The organism is Paenibacillus camelliae, assembly GCF_023715345.1.
Taxonomy (GTDB): domain Bacteria; phylum Bacillota; class Bacilli; order Paenibacillales; family Paenibacillaceae; genus Pristimantibacillus; species Pristimantibacillus camelliae.
This window is the reverse complement of record NZ_JAMBNY010000018.1, coordinates 34,510-50,709: the sequence shown is the minus strand read 5'-3', so window position 1 is coordinate 50,709 and position 16,200 is coordinate 34,510. Positions and strand designations below refer to the sequence as shown.

The 16,200-nt window shown below is 46.9% G+C and carries 13 protein-coding genes; 10 read left to right on the top strand and 3 right to left on the bottom strand.

Features of this window, described 5'->3' with window-relative positions:
* Positions 1–9 precede the first annotated feature (9 nt).
* On the bottom strand, positions 10–930 hold the full coding sequence (locus tag M3180_RS19910) for a 1,4-dihydroxy-2-naphthoate polyprenyltransferase (RefSeq protein ID WP_251670770.1): 921 nt from the start codon (positions 928–930) through the stop codon (positions 10–12).
* Positions 931–1,127: 197 nt separating this feature from the next.
* Between M3180_RS19910 and M3180_RS19905 the strand changes: the two genes are divergently transcribed.
* From M3180_RS19905 to menC, 6 genes are all read left to right on the top strand, one after another.
* The gene (locus M3180_RS19905) at positions 1,128–2,543 is read left to right on the top strand and encodes an isochorismate synthase (RefSeq protein ID WP_251670768.1); all 1,416 of its coding nucleotides are present in this window, start codon (positions 1,128–1,130) and stop codon (positions 2,541–2,543) included.
* 71 nt (positions 2,544–2,614) lie between these two features.
* On the top strand, positions 2,615–4,381 hold the full coding sequence (gene menD, locus M3180_RS19900) for a 2-succinyl-5-enolpyruvyl-6-hydroxy-3-cyclohexene-1-carboxylic-acid synthase (protein WP_251670766.1): 1,767 nt from the start codon (positions 2,615–2,617) through the stop codon (positions 4,379–4,381).
* Between the two features lie 8 nt (positions 4,382–4,389).
* Positions 4,390–5,253, top strand: coding sequence for a 2-succinyl-6-hydroxy-2,4-cyclohexadiene-1-carboxylate synthase (menH, locus tag M3180_RS19895; protein ID WP_251670764.1), 864 nt, complete (start codon positions 4,390–4,392; stop codon positions 5,251–5,253).
* A gap of 2 nt (positions 5,254–5,255) precedes the next feature.
* A complete protein-coding gene (gene menB / locus M3180_RS19890; RefSeq protein ID WP_251670763.1) occupies positions 5,256–6,077 on the top strand; it encodes a 1,4-dihydroxy-2-naphthoyl-CoA synthase in 822 nt (273 codons plus the stop codon).
* A gap of 235 nt (positions 6,078–6,312) precedes the next feature.
* Positions 6,313–7,782 carry an o-succinylbenzoate--CoA ligase gene (locus M3180_RS19885; RefSeq protein ID WP_251670762.1) on the top strand — a complete coding sequence of 490 codons (1,470 nt, stop codon included), beginning with the start codon at positions 6,313–6,315 and terminating at the stop codon, positions 7,780–7,782.
* Positions 7,783–7,818: 36 nt separating this feature from the next.
* Entirely contained in the window at positions 7,819–8,925 is a 1,107-nt protein-coding gene (menC, locus tag M3180_RS19880; protein ID WP_251670761.1) for an o-succinylbenzoate synthase, read from the top strand.
* A gap of 166 nt (positions 8,926–9,091) precedes the next feature.
* On the opposite strand, the gene M3180_RS19875 is transcribed toward menC, so the two are convergent.
* Together M3180_RS19875 and M3180_RS19870 are read right to left on the bottom strand one after the other, a co-directional pair.
* Positions 9,092–10,465, bottom strand: coding sequence for a TrkH family potassium uptake protein (locus M3180_RS19875; RefSeq protein WP_251670760.1), 1,374 nt, complete (start codon positions 10,463–10,465; stop codon positions 9,092–9,094).
* On the bottom strand, positions 10,449–11,117 hold the full coding sequence (locus M3180_RS19870) for a potassium channel family protein (RefSeq protein ID WP_251670759.1): 669 nt from the start codon (positions 11,115–11,117) through the stop codon (positions 10,449–10,451). The genes M3180_RS19875 and M3180_RS19870 overlap by 17 nt, the downstream gene beginning before the upstream one ends.
* Before the next feature lie 204 nt (positions 11,118–11,321).
* Here M3180_RS19870 and M3180_RS19865 point away from each other — a divergent pair, with 204 nt between their 5' ends.
* Genes M3180_RS19865 through dnaB form a run of 4 tightly spaced genes read left to right on the top strand, consistent with a single transcriptional unit; the run spans position 11,322 to position 16,054 of the window.
* Positions 11,322–12,230, top strand: a complete 909-nt coding sequence (locus M3180_RS19865; protein ID WP_251670758.1) for a DUF2232 domain-containing protein — start codon at positions 11,322–11,324, stop codon at positions 12,228–12,230.
* A 20-nt stretch (positions 12,231–12,250) separates the two neighbouring features.
* Complete coding sequence (locus M3180_RS19860) at positions 12,251–14,212, top strand: DHH family phosphoesterase (protein WP_251670757.1); 1,962 nt, start codon at positions 12,251–12,253, stop codon at positions 14,210–14,212.
* Positions 14,209–14,652, top strand: coding sequence for a 50S ribosomal protein L9 (rplI, locus tag M3180_RS19855; protein ID WP_251670755.1), 444 nt, complete (start codon positions 14,209–14,211; stop codon positions 14,650–14,652). Before M3180_RS19860 ends, rplI begins: the two co-directional genes overlap by 4 nt.
* 40 nt (positions 14,653–14,692) lie before the next feature.
* Positions 14,693–16,054 (top strand): replicative DNA helicase, encoded by a 1,362-nt coding sequence (gene dnaB / locus M3180_RS19850; protein WP_251670753.1) that lies wholly within the window; start codon positions 14,693–14,695, stop codon positions 16,052–16,054.
* Positions 16,055–16,200: the final 146 nt, after the last annotated feature.

Genomic DNA, 16,200 nt, shown 5'->3' with positions numbered 1-16,200 from the left:
ACTACCTTTTCATAGAAATTGTTCGACAAGGTATCCAATAATGAAGCTAAACGTCAGCAGTACGCCGAACATTGTGTTGAGCTTACCGGTTGCCTTCATGGCAGGCATCATTTCAAAGGCTACTGTTTTTCCGATGAATTGCTTATAAGCGCTTATCGCTTGTGGTACACTAATCAATACAAGCATTGCCCATGGCGTGACATGCTTCATAAAAACTAAGACGATGATCCAGGCAAAGGCGATCGCAAAAATGGCACCAAGCAGCTGAATTGAAGCAGGTCTTCCAAGCAAAACTGCGATGGTACGTCGACCGTGCTCCTTATCTCCATCCATATCACGAATATTGTTGGATAAATTAAGTGCACCGATTAAAAAGCCAACGCTGATCGACACAAAGAGATGACTCCAGTTTAGATCGCCAGTTTGAATGAAATACGTAATCATAATGATGACTGGGCCCATAAATAAGCCGGAAAACAGCTCGCCAAACGGTGTATACGCTATTGGAAAGGGACCAGCGGTATAAAAGTATCCAACCGCCATAGATAGTAGTCCAATGACCGCGATCCACCAAGAGCTGGAGTAACAAATATATATCCCAATCAGCAACGATATAAAGTAAAATAAAAAGGCGAGATTACGAACAAATTTAGGAGCGACGCCATCTCGGACGATGGTGCCACCAATTCCTACAGAGTTTTCATTGTCCAAGCCTCTGACGTAATCATAGTACTCATTAAACATATTGGTTGCAGCTTGTATTAGCAGTGACGCAATAAGCATAAGCATAAAAAGTATAAGTTGTACGCTGCCATCGTACAATGCCATGGCGGTACCTGTGAAGACGGGTACAAACGAAGCTGTAAGTGTATGTGGCCGCATTAGCCGCCACCAAACATTGCTATTAGCAGCTTGTAGTTGGGTTTGCATATTCACGCATCCTTACTATATAAATTATGTTGTCCTAAAATGTGCTGAAAACCGAACTTTATGAACTTGCACTATAAGTTTAGGGGAATGAACCTATTGTGTCAACGCATGAAACTTGGCAGAAAGTTGACGTTATTCAGGCAGGGGTGTATTCTTGAAACAGATAAAACGGCAAGGTTATGACAAGGGTGAAGAACGTGACTTATAGTATGTTAAGCACGAGCATGAATGCATTAGTGAAAGAAGGAAAGGCCAAGGCCGAACGCCTAGGCAAGCAAGTGTTGGTTAGCTCCGTTATTGAAATCAATCAGACGGATTTGCCAGCCTTTTTTTCTTATCAAGAGCATATGTATCGTGGTAATCGATTTTATTGGTCAGAGCCGGGTCGTGCACTAACCTATGTAGGATTAGGTGCAGTATTAACGATCGAGGCTGATGATAAACAGAATCGTTTTAAATATGTAGATAGCAAGTGGAAGGCTATAGTAGACGATGCGATTGTCGATAAGCCATCTCCATATACAGGTCCTATATTGTTTGGCGGGTTTTCCTTTGATCCGCAGATCGAACAGTCAGAGAAGTGGAGTGATTTTGCTCATACTAGCTTTGCTGTGCCTAAATTTATGATTACCGCACATGATGGACGTTATTATATGACAAGCAATCAGCTCATTGCACCTAACGAAGAACGAGCAGAGGATGCTGAGCTGGATAGGCTGCTTAGCGAGTTGCCTCCGCTGGTTGACAGTGAGGTACTCGATGCACCTCATGATTCCATGATTCATGAGGAAATTGCACCCTCTGATTGGATGACTGCGGTTGAGCAGGCTGCTGCTTCTATACGTGAGGGGAATTTAGAGAAGGTCGTACTTGCACGAACTGTCATGCTCCAGTCTGATGAAGCATTTCGCACGGAGGCTGTATTACGAAGCTTGCTTAAGGAGCAGCTGAATACGTACGTATTTGCAATTGATAAACCGAATAGCTGCTTTGTAGGGGCAACACCTGAGCGTCTTATTAGACGTGAGGGACAGCAGCTGCTTACACTTTCGTTAGCTGGATCGGTGGCACGTGGGCAAACGTCACAAGAGGACGAGGAGCTCGCGAGCTTTTTGCGTCACGATCTTAAGAATCTACATGAGCACCGCTTAGCTGTAGATATGATTGTAGCAGCAATGCAGCAGCTTTGTGTCCATGTCGATGCACCGGATGCGCCTATTATTCGTAAGCTGAAGGATATCCAGCATCTTGCAACACCGATCAAGGGCAAAGTAAAGGAAGGCGTGTCGCTGCTGCAGGCAGTAGAAGCGCTTCATCCGACTCCAGCACTTGGCGGTATGCCGAGAGAGCGAGCGCTTGAAGCTATTCGAACACTCGAGCAGATGGATCGTGGCTGGTATGCCGCTCCGATTGGGTGGATGAATACTGATTCCGATGGAGAGTTTGCAGCAGCCATTCGTTCAGCATTGCTGCGCGAGGAGCTTGCTTATTTATTTGCAGGCTGCGGGATCGTAGGAGATTCTGAGCCGCTGAGCGAGTATAAGGAAACATCACTTAAATTCACACCGATGCTTAAAGCATTGGATGCGCTTCATACAAGCAGCAAGCAATAATCGCATCATAATAGAAGTATGGATCGTATGATTATGATGAATGAATAGAACATGCAATGAGGAGGAGCGAGATGACCAACGAGGGTACAACCTTATATTTAGGCGCGTTTGTAGATGAGCTGGTACGTTCGGGACTGAAGCATATTGTCGTAAGCCCTGGATCACGCTCAACTCCAATTGCGATATTAGCAGCAGAGCACCCTGAGCTGAAGGTATGGATTCAGATCGACGAACGCTCTGCTGCGTTTTTTGCGCTAGGACTTGCTAAGAGCAGCAGACAGGCTGTTGCTCTGCTATGCACGTCCGGTACGGCTGCAGCAAATTATTATCCTGCGATAGCTGAGGCTAACCTATCACGTGTTCCACTTATCGTACTAACCGCTGATCGTCCGCATGAGCTAAGGGATGTAGGAGCACCACAAACGATCGATCAGCTGGGGATGTACGGTAGTCATGTCAAATGGTTTATGGAGATGCCTCTCCCAGAGAAGTCGCCAGCGATGCTGCGACATGCGCGTGTAATGGCTTCACGTGCTGTGATGACATCTCAGAGTGCACCACGCGGCGTTGTGCATCTTAATTTTCCGCTACGAGAGCCATTATTGCCTGATATTGAGCATCCTCAGCTGTATAATAGTGAGCGGACAAGCGGGACAAGCTACACATCAATCTATGCTGCGAAAGCTGGGCTTGATGCTCATGAGCTCAATAAGCTAGCTGATGCGTTGATCGAAGCAGAGCGTGGCCTTATCATATGCGGACCGCACGATGATCCTGCACTAGCACCGCTCATTGTGGAGCTAGCAGAACGACTGGGCTATCCAATAGTAGCTGACCCTTTGTCGCAGCTTAGAAATGGCGCTCACAGCAAGCAGCTTGTCATAGACAGCTACGATTCCTTCTTGCGCGTGGAGGCGGTGAAGGAGGAGCTGGTACCAGACGTATTGCTGCGCTTTGGAGCGATGCCTGTATCGAAACCGCTCCTACAATATATGAATAAGCATACGGAGGCTCGTCATATCGTCATTGACGAAGCGGGCTGGCGCGACCCAACGCTGCTTATATCCGATCGTGTACTAGCTGAGCCGATAACGTTGTGTGAGCAGCTTAATGATTGGCTGACGCAGCATGACACTAATCGTAGAGCTGCTGATTCCAGCTGGCTGAAGCGCTGGCAGCAGGTTCAGCTGACAACAGCGCAGGTGCTTAGTGAAGCAGCAGAGAAGGAATATAATTCAGAGCTGTTCGAAGGGACAGCTGTTGCAGAGCTTCAGCAGCTGATGCAGGATGGAAGCACGCTATTCGTCGGCAACTCGATGCCGATTAGAGATGTCGATAGCTTCTGGCGTAATGATGCTCGAAGCATTCGAGTTATGGCTAATCGTGGGGCGAACGGAATTGACGGACTCGTCTCGACGGCGATGGGAATTAGCGCGCTTGAGGAAGGAACGGTGCTGCTGCTCGGTGACTTGTCATTCTATCATGATCTGAACGGATTGCTAGGGGCAAAGCTGCATCAGCTGAACATTACAATCGTCGTTATTAACAATGATGGCGGAGGTATATTCTCCTTCCTTCCGCAGGCTGGAATGGATAAGCATTTTGAGCTACTATTTGGCACTCCGATTGGGCTGGACTACGAGCATGCGGCAAAGCTATATGATGGTGCATTTACACGTGCAGGCAGCTGGGAGCAGTTCAGAGCTGCATTTATCGAAGCACAGCAAGCCGGCGGACTTCATATTATTGAGATTCCAACAACGCGTGCTATGAATGTTACCCACCATCGCGGCATATGGCCAGTGCTGGAGCAGCGACTTCAGCAGCTGAAGGGCTAGGTGATGGCATGAAGTCAGACGTTCAAGGAACAGATCAAGGAACAACGAATGGAACCATCTATAGCATTCGTGGTGTAAGCTATAACGTACGGTGCATCGGAAGCGGTGAGCCACTGCTGCTTATTCATGGCTTTACTGGCTCAATTGCGCAGTGGGAGCCGCTCGCAGCAAGCTTATCTCGAACATATCAGTTAATTATGGTAGATATGCTTGGACACGGCAGCTCTGATGCACCGCTACAGGTAGAGCGATACTCTACCTTTGAAGTAGTCGAGGATTTGGCTGAGCTGCTGCAGATGCTCGGGCATAAGCAGGTTCATGTGCTGGGCTATTCGATGGGCGGAAGAATTGCGCTTTCCTTTGCGATGCAAAAAAGGGAACTGGTGCGCTCACTAATTATGGAGAGCAGCTCGCCTGGACTTGCAAGTGAAGAGGAGCGGCTGGCACGTACCAAGAGCGATCAGGCGTTAGCCAAGCGAATAGAGCAGCAAGGCATTGAATGGTTTGCAGACTATTGGGGTAAGCTTCCATTGTTTAGCTCCATGCTGCAGCTGCCAGAAGCGAGGCAGAAGCAGCTACATGAGTTAAGACTGCGCAATCGTCCATTCGGTCTTGCCCAAAGCCTGCGAGGGATAGGGACAGGCGTGCAGCCCTCGTGGTGGCAGCAGCTTGATGAGCTGATGATACCTGTGCTGCTCATTGCAGGTGAACTTGATACAAAGTATTGTCATATTGCAAAGCAGATGCAAGGCAGGCTGCCACAAGCACAGCTGGAAATTGTGCCAGGTGCAGGTCATAATGTACATGTGGAACAGCCGCATTTATTTGATACAATAATAAAGAGGTTTCTAGATAAGAAAGGGATGGTGTAGGCATGGCAGTAGTACCTTGGGTTAAGCAAGGCGAGTATGAGGATATTATTTATGAAACATATGAAGGCATGGCCAAAATTACGATCAATCGTCCAGAGGTGCGCAACGCATTTCGTCCAAAGACAGTTTCGGAGCTAATCGATGCTTTTGCATGGGCGCGCGATGACGCCAGTATTGGTGTTATCATTCTGACAGGTGCAGGCGATCTCGCATTCTGCTCAGGCGGCGATCAGAAGGTTCGTGGTCATGGTGGCTATGTTGGTGAGGACCAAATTCCTCGATTGAATGTGCTTGATCTTCAGCGCTTGATTCGCACAATTCCTAAACCAGTTGTAGCTATGGTTGCTGGCTACGCGATTGGTGGAGGTCATGTATTACATATTGTATGTGACTTGACGATTGCAGCAGATAACGCTCGTTTTGGACAAACAGGTCCAACCGTAGGTAGCTTTGACGGTGGCTACGGTGCAGGCTATCTTGCACGCATTGTTGGTCATAAGAAGGCAAGAGAAATCTGGTACCTATGTCGTCAGTACAATGCTCAGGAAGCACTGGACATGGGTCTTGTAAATACAGTAGTGCCGCTAGATCAGCTGGAAGCTGAAACGGTGAAATGGTGTCAGGAAATGCTAACGAAAAGCCCTACGGCGCTTCGCTTCTTGAAGGCAGCATTTAACGCAGATACGGATGGTCTTGCGGGAATTCAGCAGCTAGCTGGTGACGCAACGCTGCTTTACTACACAACAGAAGAGGCGAAGGAAGGCCGTGACGCGTTTAAGGAAAAGCGTACACCGGACTTTAAGCAGTTCCCAAGATTCCCATAATGTATAATATGTGATCATTAAGTCCTCGAGTTCAAGCTTCGAAGCCTGCCGAATGAAACGTTCAGCATGACAAGAGTGATCCTGGGGACTTTTTGAACTACCTCTTCAAATAAGGGTTCATTAAGCTCGGCCGAATTCAAGATTCGATGACGAATAAAGTCTCAGTACTGCTTCGTGACCAAAGCCAGACTTAATGAATTACCTCTAGAGGGAATGATGAAAAAGGGGGGTTACTATGCAAATACCCATCTGGCTGGAAAAGCGAGCTTATCTAACCCCTGATCGAATAGCTGTTGAAGCTGCAGAAGGAACAATCAGCTTCGCCGAGCTGCGCTTGCAGGCAAGAAATGCTGCAGCGAATCTGCTGGAGCATGTACAGGCTGGAGATGTTGTCGCTTGCTTAAGCGAGAGCAGTATGGCTTTTGTTACGCTTGTGCACAGCATACCTTATACGGGTGCACAGCTGATGCCGCTTAATACTCGCTTAACAGAGCATGAGCTGCTGTATCAGCTGCGAGACAGCCGTTGCCGCCTGCTTGTATATAGTGAAAGCTATGCAAACATAGCAGAAGCGCTTCAGCAGGAGCTCGAGCAGCTTCATATCGTATCGATAACTGAATTGCAATCCGATGCAGCAGCTGCCCCAACGCAGCTGCTGCATGACGTTGAGGAGCAAGCAGTTTATACGATTATGTATACATCAGGTACGACGGGCTATGCGAAGGGTGTGCTGCAAAGCTATGACAACCACTTTAGCTCGGCTATCGGTTCGATGCTCAATCTTGGTTTGTCAGAGCAAGACAAATGGCTAGCTGCTGTGCCTTTATTCCATATAAGCGGTCTATCGATTCTGCTGCGCAGTGTGATTTACGGCATTCCAATTGTGATACAGGAGAGGTTTTCGCCTAAGTCAGCGAATGCAGCCATTATGCATCAAGGGGTAACGGTCATGTCAGTCGTTAGTAATATGCTGCTTCGTATGCTAGAGGAGCTGGGAGAGCAAAGCTATCCAGCAAACTTTCGCTGCATGCTGCTTGGTGGAGGTCCAGCACCATTACCTCTGCTTGAAGCCTGTGTTGCTAAGCAAATTCCAGTCGTACAAACGTACGGAATGACGGAGACCTGCTCGCAGTTCGCAACGCTTCATCCTGAGTATATGCTGACGAAGCTGGGCTCAGCTGGTAAGCCATTGTTTCAAGGAGACCTTCGTATCGTACAGAATGGTAACGTTCAGCCGGCTGGTGAAGCAGGTGAAATTATCGTGAAGGGGCCTAACGTAACAAGAGGCTATCTGAATGGTGCCGCAGCGGACAGCTTTGATGAAGGCTGGCTATATACAGGAGATATCGGATATGTTGACGAGGAAGGCTTTTTATTCGTGCTGGATCGGCGTAAGGACATGCTGATCTCTGGCGGTGAAAACGTATATCCTGCAGAAATCGAGTCTGTATTAATCGGTCATCCCGATGTACTAGAGGCAGGGGTTACTGGAGCGGAGCATGAGGTATGGGGGCAATGTCCGATTGCCTTTGTCGTTATGCGGCCAGGTAAGATGCTGAATGAAGAAGAGCTGCTAAGCTATTGCCGCGCTCGTCTAGCTAAGTATAAGCTGCCTACAGCCATCTATGCGGTAGAGGAGCTGCCGAGAAATGCTTCCAACAAGCTGCTCCGTAGAGAGCTGAGCAAGCTGCTGCCGATGAATTAAACAAGGCTGCAGAAGCAACGAGTAGGATGTGATGGAATGAAGATTGATTCGGTCATACTGCATCGCCTCCGGATGGAGCTGGTGTCACCGTTCGTAACGTCATATGGCGCCTATACAGATCGTGAGACGATTATTGTTCAAGTCATAGATTCAGATGGTCATGTCGGCTGGGGTGAATGTGTCGCTTTTGCTACCCCTTGGTATACCGAGGAAACGGTGCAAGGTGCCTGGCATATGCTCCAGCAATTTATTATACCGCCCTTACTACAGCAAGAGATTAAGCATCCTCGTGAGCTCACGCAGCTGTGGAGCGGGATTAAGCGTAACGCAATGGCGAAGGCAGCTGTTGATATGGCTGTATGGGATGCCTATGCAAAGCGCCAAAACAAGCCTCTGTATCAGCTAATTGGTGGTACTCGTCATGAGATAAAGGTTGGCGTAGCTATCGGTTTGCAGCCTACCATCGATCATTATTATGAGCTTATCGATCAATATCTTGAGCAGGGCTATGAACGGATAAAAGTAAAAATTAAGCCGGGGCAGGACCTTTCGTTAGTTGCCGCACTTCGAGAGCGATATCCGCAGCTGCCACTAATGGCTGATGCGAACTCAGCCTACACGCTCGAACAGACGGAAGAGCTGATGCAGCTAGATCCATACAATCTGATGATGATCGAGCAGCCGCTTGCAGCCGACGACATAATTGATCATGCACAGCTGCAGCAGCACTTGCAAACACCAATCTGTCTCGATGAGAGCATATTGCACGCAGAGGATGTGCGCAAAGCGATACAGCTAGGCAGCTGCAAGGTTGTAAATGTGAAGCTTGGTCGTGTTGGCGGCTGGAATGAAGCCTTACGTATTCATCAGCTATGCCGTGATCATGATGTACCGTTATGGTGTGGCGGGATGCTGGAGACAGGCATTGGCCGAGCGCATAATATGGCGCTCGCTACGCTGCCAGGGTTTACAATACCGGGAGATATATCTGCTTCCTCGAGGTACTGGCAGCGCGACATCATTACACCAGAAGTGACTGTGGATCAAGGTAGCGTACGCTTACCAGATCAGCCAGGTATAGGCTTTGAGGTTGATGAGCAGTATGCTGAGAGCCTGTCACTAGATAAGCTAGTGATGCGTTGAACATAAAAGTCAGGTAAGAGAAAAACAATACAGGTACAGTATGAGACAGGTACAGTATGAGCAATTTGCAATTTGCAGTATTAGCGGAATTAATAGAATTAGCAGCAAAAAACAAGAGCAAGCAGACTCACTGTAGCATGACAGTGGCTGCTTGCTCTTGCTTTTGTTAACCAATAAGAATATTGTCTTCTGGATAGCTGATACGTGATTGCTGCTTGCGTGTAGCGAGTGCATAAGCGAGAGTTAATGGACCGAGTCTGCCGATAAACATCGTGATGCTCACAATGATTTTACCGGGTAACGATAAATCCTTCGTTAACCCCATCGATAGACCTGTGGTGCTGAAGGCTGACGTTGCTTCGAATAGCACCTCGAGAAAGTGATCCTCTAGCAGATCCTCGGTAATCGTAAGCGCCAGAGCTACAAGCAGTACGACCATAATCGAGCTCATTACGACCGCAAGTGCGCGAAGGATCGAGCCATCTGGGACGCGTCTGCCAAAAGCATGTACTTTGCCTCCGCCTCTGAAGGTCGTTATGGTGGCAAGGATTAGCACGACGACTGTGTTAATCTTTACACCGCCGCCCGTACCACCAGAGGCTGCACCGATGAACATAAAGATAATAAGTAAAAACTGAGATGCAGGCAGCATGCTTGTAATATCTATGGTATTAAAGCCCGAGCTGCGGGGCACAAGGGTTTGGAACCAAGCCGCCTGAAAGCGTTCGTTACCATTCAATAACCCGAACGTGGAAGGATTCATCGATTCGAGTAAGAAGAGAATGCTGAAACCAATGATCGATATAATGAGAGATGAGGAAAGCACAATTTTCGTGTGCAAAGAAAATTTGCGCCATCTTCTTTTTTGAACAAGCTCAATTATAACGATGTACCCCAGACCACCGGCAACAAACAGGGTAATGACAACGAAATTGACAATCGGATCACCGACATAAGCTACAAGTCCTTCAGACCATAAGGCAAAGCCTGCATTGTTAAAGGCAGATATCGAGTGAAACAGACCGTAGTAAAATGCATTTCCCCAGCCCATGCTCGGCTGCCAATGTACAGTCAGAATAAGCGTCGCAATGGATTCAAATGCGAATACGATGATCATAATATAAATACAGAGCCGGACAAGCCCTTGAGCGCTTGTCGATTGAGTCGTTTGCTGAATGAGCAGACGATCCTTTAACCCAATGCGCTTTCTCATAATAATCGCAATAATTACGCTGATGGTCATAAAGCCGAGACCACCGATCTGAACAAGAATCATGACGATTGTTTGTCCTGCCACAGTGAAGTCGTCACTTAGATCAAGCACACTTAAGCCATTTACGCATACAGCGGATATGGCAGTAAACAGTGCATTAATAAACCCAATGGAATGACCAGATGTAGAGGAAAAGGGCATCATAAGCAGCAGCGTACCGCACCCGATCAGTAGTGCAAATATAACAATGATCATTTGCGGAGGGTTTAGCTGGTATCGGAATGCTAACAGCCCTGCTTTTTGGTTTAATTTATTTTTTTCGTTCATAATACTTCTCCAGCTGCAGCACTTGCTCCTGGCTACCGATAACGAGTAGAATGTTGCCAGCCTCGATCTTATCATCGGCGCTTGGTGCAATGTTCATGCGCTGCTCCGTTTTAATGGCGAGAATGGTGCAGCCGAAGCGGGCGCGAATATTAAGCTTTTGAAGTGAAAGTCCGATCATGGCAGCTGGCGCGAGCATCTCGACAATATTATATTCATCGGATAGCTCAATATAGTCGATAATGCTGTTCGAGCTAAGCTGATTCGCAAGCCGCACCGCCATATCGCGTTCAGGGTAAATGATCTTGTCAGCGCCTATTTTTCGAAGCACATTGCCATGCATCTCATCGCGCGCTTTTGTAATAACGATCGGAATATTCATTTCCTTAAGCATCAACGTCGTTAAAATACTTGCCTGCAGATCATCGCCTATAGCTACGATGGCATGAGTAAAATTACTTACGCCGAGCTGCTTAAGCACAACCTCATCTGTACAATCCGCTTGGACAGCATGGGTCGCATAAGGGGCTATATCCTGTACTAGCTCAGCATCCTTGTCCACAGCAAGCACCTCGTGACCGTTATCAACTAAGGTACGCGTCATGCTGCTGCCGAATCTTCCGAGTCCAACGACTAGAAATTGTTTTTTCTTCATCCATGGTCACTTCCTAATAATATTCCAAATAATAACTGCCTACGAAGAATGATAAACATCGAAAAACGATAATGCAATAACAATATTCAATCACGATTATGTACCAAGTGATTCCTAATGCGGCATCGTCCGACAGGGTATAATTTATGTTATAATATAATATAGTGTAAATCACGTGATACTGACTTCTCAGAGGTGAATTTTTTGAAAACGGGAAAGAAGCCGATACTATGGAGCTTGATTGCTCTAGTGCTTCCATTATTAATGGTTATACCGGGGTTGAACATTGCGGCATTACTGCTTATGTTGGTTCCATATACAGTACTTTATACGCTGCTAAATCGAAATTCGAGCATTGTTCATACGCTGGCCGTGCTCGTTATCGGAAGTTTAATTTTAGATCCGATCCTTTATTTAAGCTTTAGTTGTATGGCTATCATTCCGAGCATTGTTCTAGCTAACTATTATAAAAAAGGTCTAGCTTCGAGCTCTATTGTTCCGAAAATGATCGGCCTTGTTGTCGTCATGTTTATGCTAGGCTTGTTGATGCTTGAAAACATACTGAACATTTCGATCATATCGGATATGAGCAATTACATGACAACAATGCTCAACGATGTTGCCGCACAGGGCATGTCGCCTATCGCATGGAGCTCCGAGATGACAGATAGCTTCGTCACCATTATGACGAGCATGATTCCTTTAGTATTCTTTATTATGGCGCTGCTTGTCGTCGCATGCTCCCACACCATCGCTCGCAGAGTGGTTCACGCCGAGGGACTGCAAGTGACAGCCTACCCGAAGGCTAAGGATTGGAGGCTGCCACGCTTTCTAGTTTTTGTGTATTTTATTGCCTATTTACTCGAGCTAACGATTGACCCTACAGATGGTTCGTTTATGACACTGGCGATTATGAACCTTGTACCAGCATTAAGCATCATCTTTGCAATACAAGCTGTAGGCTTCTTTTACTATATTGCCGACAATCGCGGCTGGGCGAAGGTTATACCATTCCTGATTGCTTTTCCGGTACTTTTGCTACCACCAGCAAGCATTATTGGTCTTTTGGATGTAGCTTTTCCACTTAGAAAAATGTTTTCTAAGCAACAATAGGCACAGGAGCGATAATCATTATGCCAAATTTTTTATCTAAACGCTGGCATGGGCTTCACAGTGTATTGGCCCTGCTTATCGTGCTATTACTATCAGCGCTGCTTAGCTATTTTTCATGGATAGCAGGACTTGTAGGACTGCTGCTTGCTATTGGTACAGCGATCTATATGTATATCGCTGAGCGTGCCTTTCGCAAGGACTTCAAGCAGTATGTTCAGACGCTGTCCTACCGTTTAAAGACTAGCGGTACCGATATTATTCAACAGCTGCCATTCGGCATTATCATATATAATGATGAGCAGCTCGTTGAGTGGCACAATCCGTATATTGGCCAAATATTCAAGGAGGATAACTTAGTCGGTGAGTCAATTAGCAAACTATTTCCGGCGTTATCTCAATTGAAGGAGCCTGACACTGTAGCAGAGGTTATGCTGCATCAGCACATGTATCGTTTAACCTTCAGGGAAAAAGCACAGGTTGTCTATGTGGAGGATATTACAGAATCATGGGCATTGCATAAAAAGTACGATGAAGAGCGTCTGTCGCTAGGAATTGTCATGATCGACAATCTCGAAGAGGTGACGCAGGGCTTAGATGATCATCAACGAAGCTCACTGCTATCCAAGGTGACGGGGCTGATTACGGACTGGGCTCAGCGGCATGAGGTGCTGATCAAGCGGCTTACCTCTGATCGTTTTATGCTCATTACTGATGTGCATACCCTTCGTATATTGGAGCAAACACGCTTTGATATATTAGATGATGTGCGAGAGATGACTAGCGATCAGAAGATTCCGATTACACTAAGCATTGGCTTTGCTGCGGGTGCTGAGCATATTGTAGAGCTTGGTCAATGGGTGAATCGAAGCTTAGATATTGCGCTAGGCCGAGGAGGCGACCAGGCAACGGTTAAGCTTGGAACGCGCCAAACCTTCTACGGCGGCAAAACGAATGCAGTAGAGAAGCGGACAAAGGTCCGTGCACGTGTCGTCGCACACACACTGCGTGATCTCATTAAGGAAAGCTACAATGTCATCATTATGGGACATCGTACACCTGATACGGATTCAATTGGCGCCGCAGTAGGTATACTGAAGGCCGCACGCATGCTCGGCAAGGAAAGCTATATCGTGCTAGAAGGTGTGAACCCGTCGATCGACCGTATGATGGAGCTGCTGCGCGAGGACGAGAAAATTGCGCAACGATTTATTACGCCTGATCAAGCGATTGCACTTATGAACAGCCATACGCTGGCTGTTGTTGTAGACACGCATAAGGCATCGATGGTTGCAGAACCGAAGCTGCTTAGCATGACGGAGCGCATTGCGGTCATCGACCACCATCGTCGCAGCGAGGAGTTTTTAAGTCATGCGACGCTCATGTATCTTGAGCCTTATGCCTCGTCAACGTGTGAGCTCGTGACAGAGCTGCTTCAATACATTCATGATCGTATCTCACTCGACGTGCGTGAAGCAACATCTCTGCTGGCTGGTATTACTGTTGATACAAAAAGCTTTTCGCTGCGGACTGGTGCAAGAACGTTCGAAGCGGCATCGTTCCTTAGACGCAACGGCGCTGACTCGTCTATGATTCAGCGGATGCTGCAAGAGGATCTGAATGGCTATATTACGAAATCCGAAATTATTAAGCATGCAACGATACTGTACGACCATATTGCGGTTGCAGTTGTTGCACAGGGAGAAGTTAAACCGCAGCTGCTTATCGCGCAATCGGCTGATACACTGCTTAACATGTCCAATATATATGCCTCCTTCGTTATTGCAGAACGACCAGACGGGATCGTCGCGATCAGTGCACGCTCGTTCGGTCAGATTAATGTACAGGTCATTATGGAGCGTATGGGTGGCGGTGGACATTTAACGAATGCAGCAGCACAGCTCGAGTGTACGGTAGATGAAGCAGCTGATAAACTAAAAGCAATACTGAAACAAATTGATGAAGAAGAGGGGTTATTTGAATGAAGGTAATTTTTTTACAAGATGTAAAGGGCCAAGGTAAAAAAGGTGAAATTAAAGACTTGTCTGAGGGCTATGTTCGTAATTTTCTACTTCCAAAAAACCTGGTTAAAATTGCTTCTGAAGGTAACGTAAAAACTCTTGATATGCAAAAGGCTTCCGAAGATAAGCGCAAGCAGCAAGAGAAGGAAAATGCGATTGCTCTAGGCAAAAAGCTAGAGGAGCTTGTCGTTATCGTAAAAGCAAAAGCCGGCGAAGGCGGGCGTTTGTTCGGTGCGATTACAAGCAAGCAAATCGCTGATTCACTTGCTAAGCTAGGCTATAAAATTGATAAGCGTAAAATTGAGCTTGATGAGCCGATTCGTTCGCTAGGAACAACACAGGTACCCGTAAAGCTTCATCCAGAAGTGAAAGGTACACTAAAGGTGCAAACTGTCGAAGAATAATTAATATGCAGCAAAGTAACGAGAGGAGTGTGCTAGGGCGATGAACCCAGAAGCTATTTTCGACCGTGTACCACCGCAAAACATGGAAGCAGAGCAGGCAGTTATAGGTGCAGCATTGCTTCAGTCGGAAGCGTTAATTACTGCGATGGAACGGGTTAAAAGTGAAGATTTCTACAGCACCGCCCACCAATTGATCTTTGAAGCAATGATCGAGCTGGGGGAAAATAATCAGCCGATTGACCTCGTTACGCTTACTGCTCATTTGCAGGATAAGGGTTCACTGGAGGAAATTGGCGGTGTAAGTTATTTGGCAAAGCTGGCCAATTCCGTTCCTACAGCTGCCAATGTAGAATACTATGCTCAAATCGTTGAAGAAAAATCGATGCTGCGTAGACTTATACGTACAGCAACGAACATTGTCTCTGACGGCTATGCAAGTGCAGATGATGTGACCAGCTTACTGAGTGATGCAGAGAAAAATATACTGGAAATCTCCAATCGCCGTTCCAGCAGCGGCTTTGTCTCGATTCGTGATGCATTGATGGAGGTTTTCGAGAAGGTTGAGTTTTTATATGCCAATCGAGGTGGGACCTCGGGTATTCCGTCTGGGTTCGTTGATCTGGATCGGATGACCGCAGGCTTTCAGCGCAGTGACCTCATCATCGTTGCTGCACGTCCATCGGTAGGTAAAACAGCCTTCGCCTTGAATATCGCACAGAATGTAGGCGTGCGTGCAAAGGAAACGGTAGCGATCTTCTCACTGGAGATGTCCGCCGCACAGCTCGTTCAGCGTATGATCTGTGCAGAGGCCAACGTTGATGCGACACGTCTGCGTACCGGTAATCTGGAGGCAGACGATTGGGAGAAGCTGACGATGGCGATTGGTTCGCTATCGGAGGCGAACATTTTTATCGATGATACTCCGGGGATTATGGTAGCTGATATCCGTGCGAAGTGCCGCCGCTTGAAGAAGGAAAAGGGGCTAGGTATGATTCTTATTGATTACTTGCAGCTCATATCTGGACGCGGTAAAGCAGGGGAAAACCGCCAACAGGAAGTATCTGAGATCTCTCGTACGCTAAAGCAAATTGCTCGTGAGCTTGATGTACCTGTTATTGCACTGTCCCAGCTTAGTCGTGGTGTCGAGCAGCGTCAGGACAAGCGTCCAATGATGTCCGACCTTCGTGAATCTGGATCGATTGAGCAGGATGCCGACATTGTATCGTTCCTGTATCGTGACGATTACTATGATAAGGAATCCGAAAAGAAGAATATCATCGAGATTATTATTGCCAAGCAGCGTAACGGACCAGTTGGTACCGTCGAGCTAGTGTTCCTGAAAAACTTCAATAAGTTCGTAAATTTAGATAGAAATCATCAAGATCCATCACAGGCCTCATAAATAACCGAACGATCACCAAGCGAACAATTTTATTGTTCGCTTTTTTGTTTGACTTTTAATGGGTCGATTGCTAAAATAATTATGCTGTTTTTGTGGAAGCTTAATCGGTATATGGTTTCATTGAATGATAAATTTTTCGATGGTTT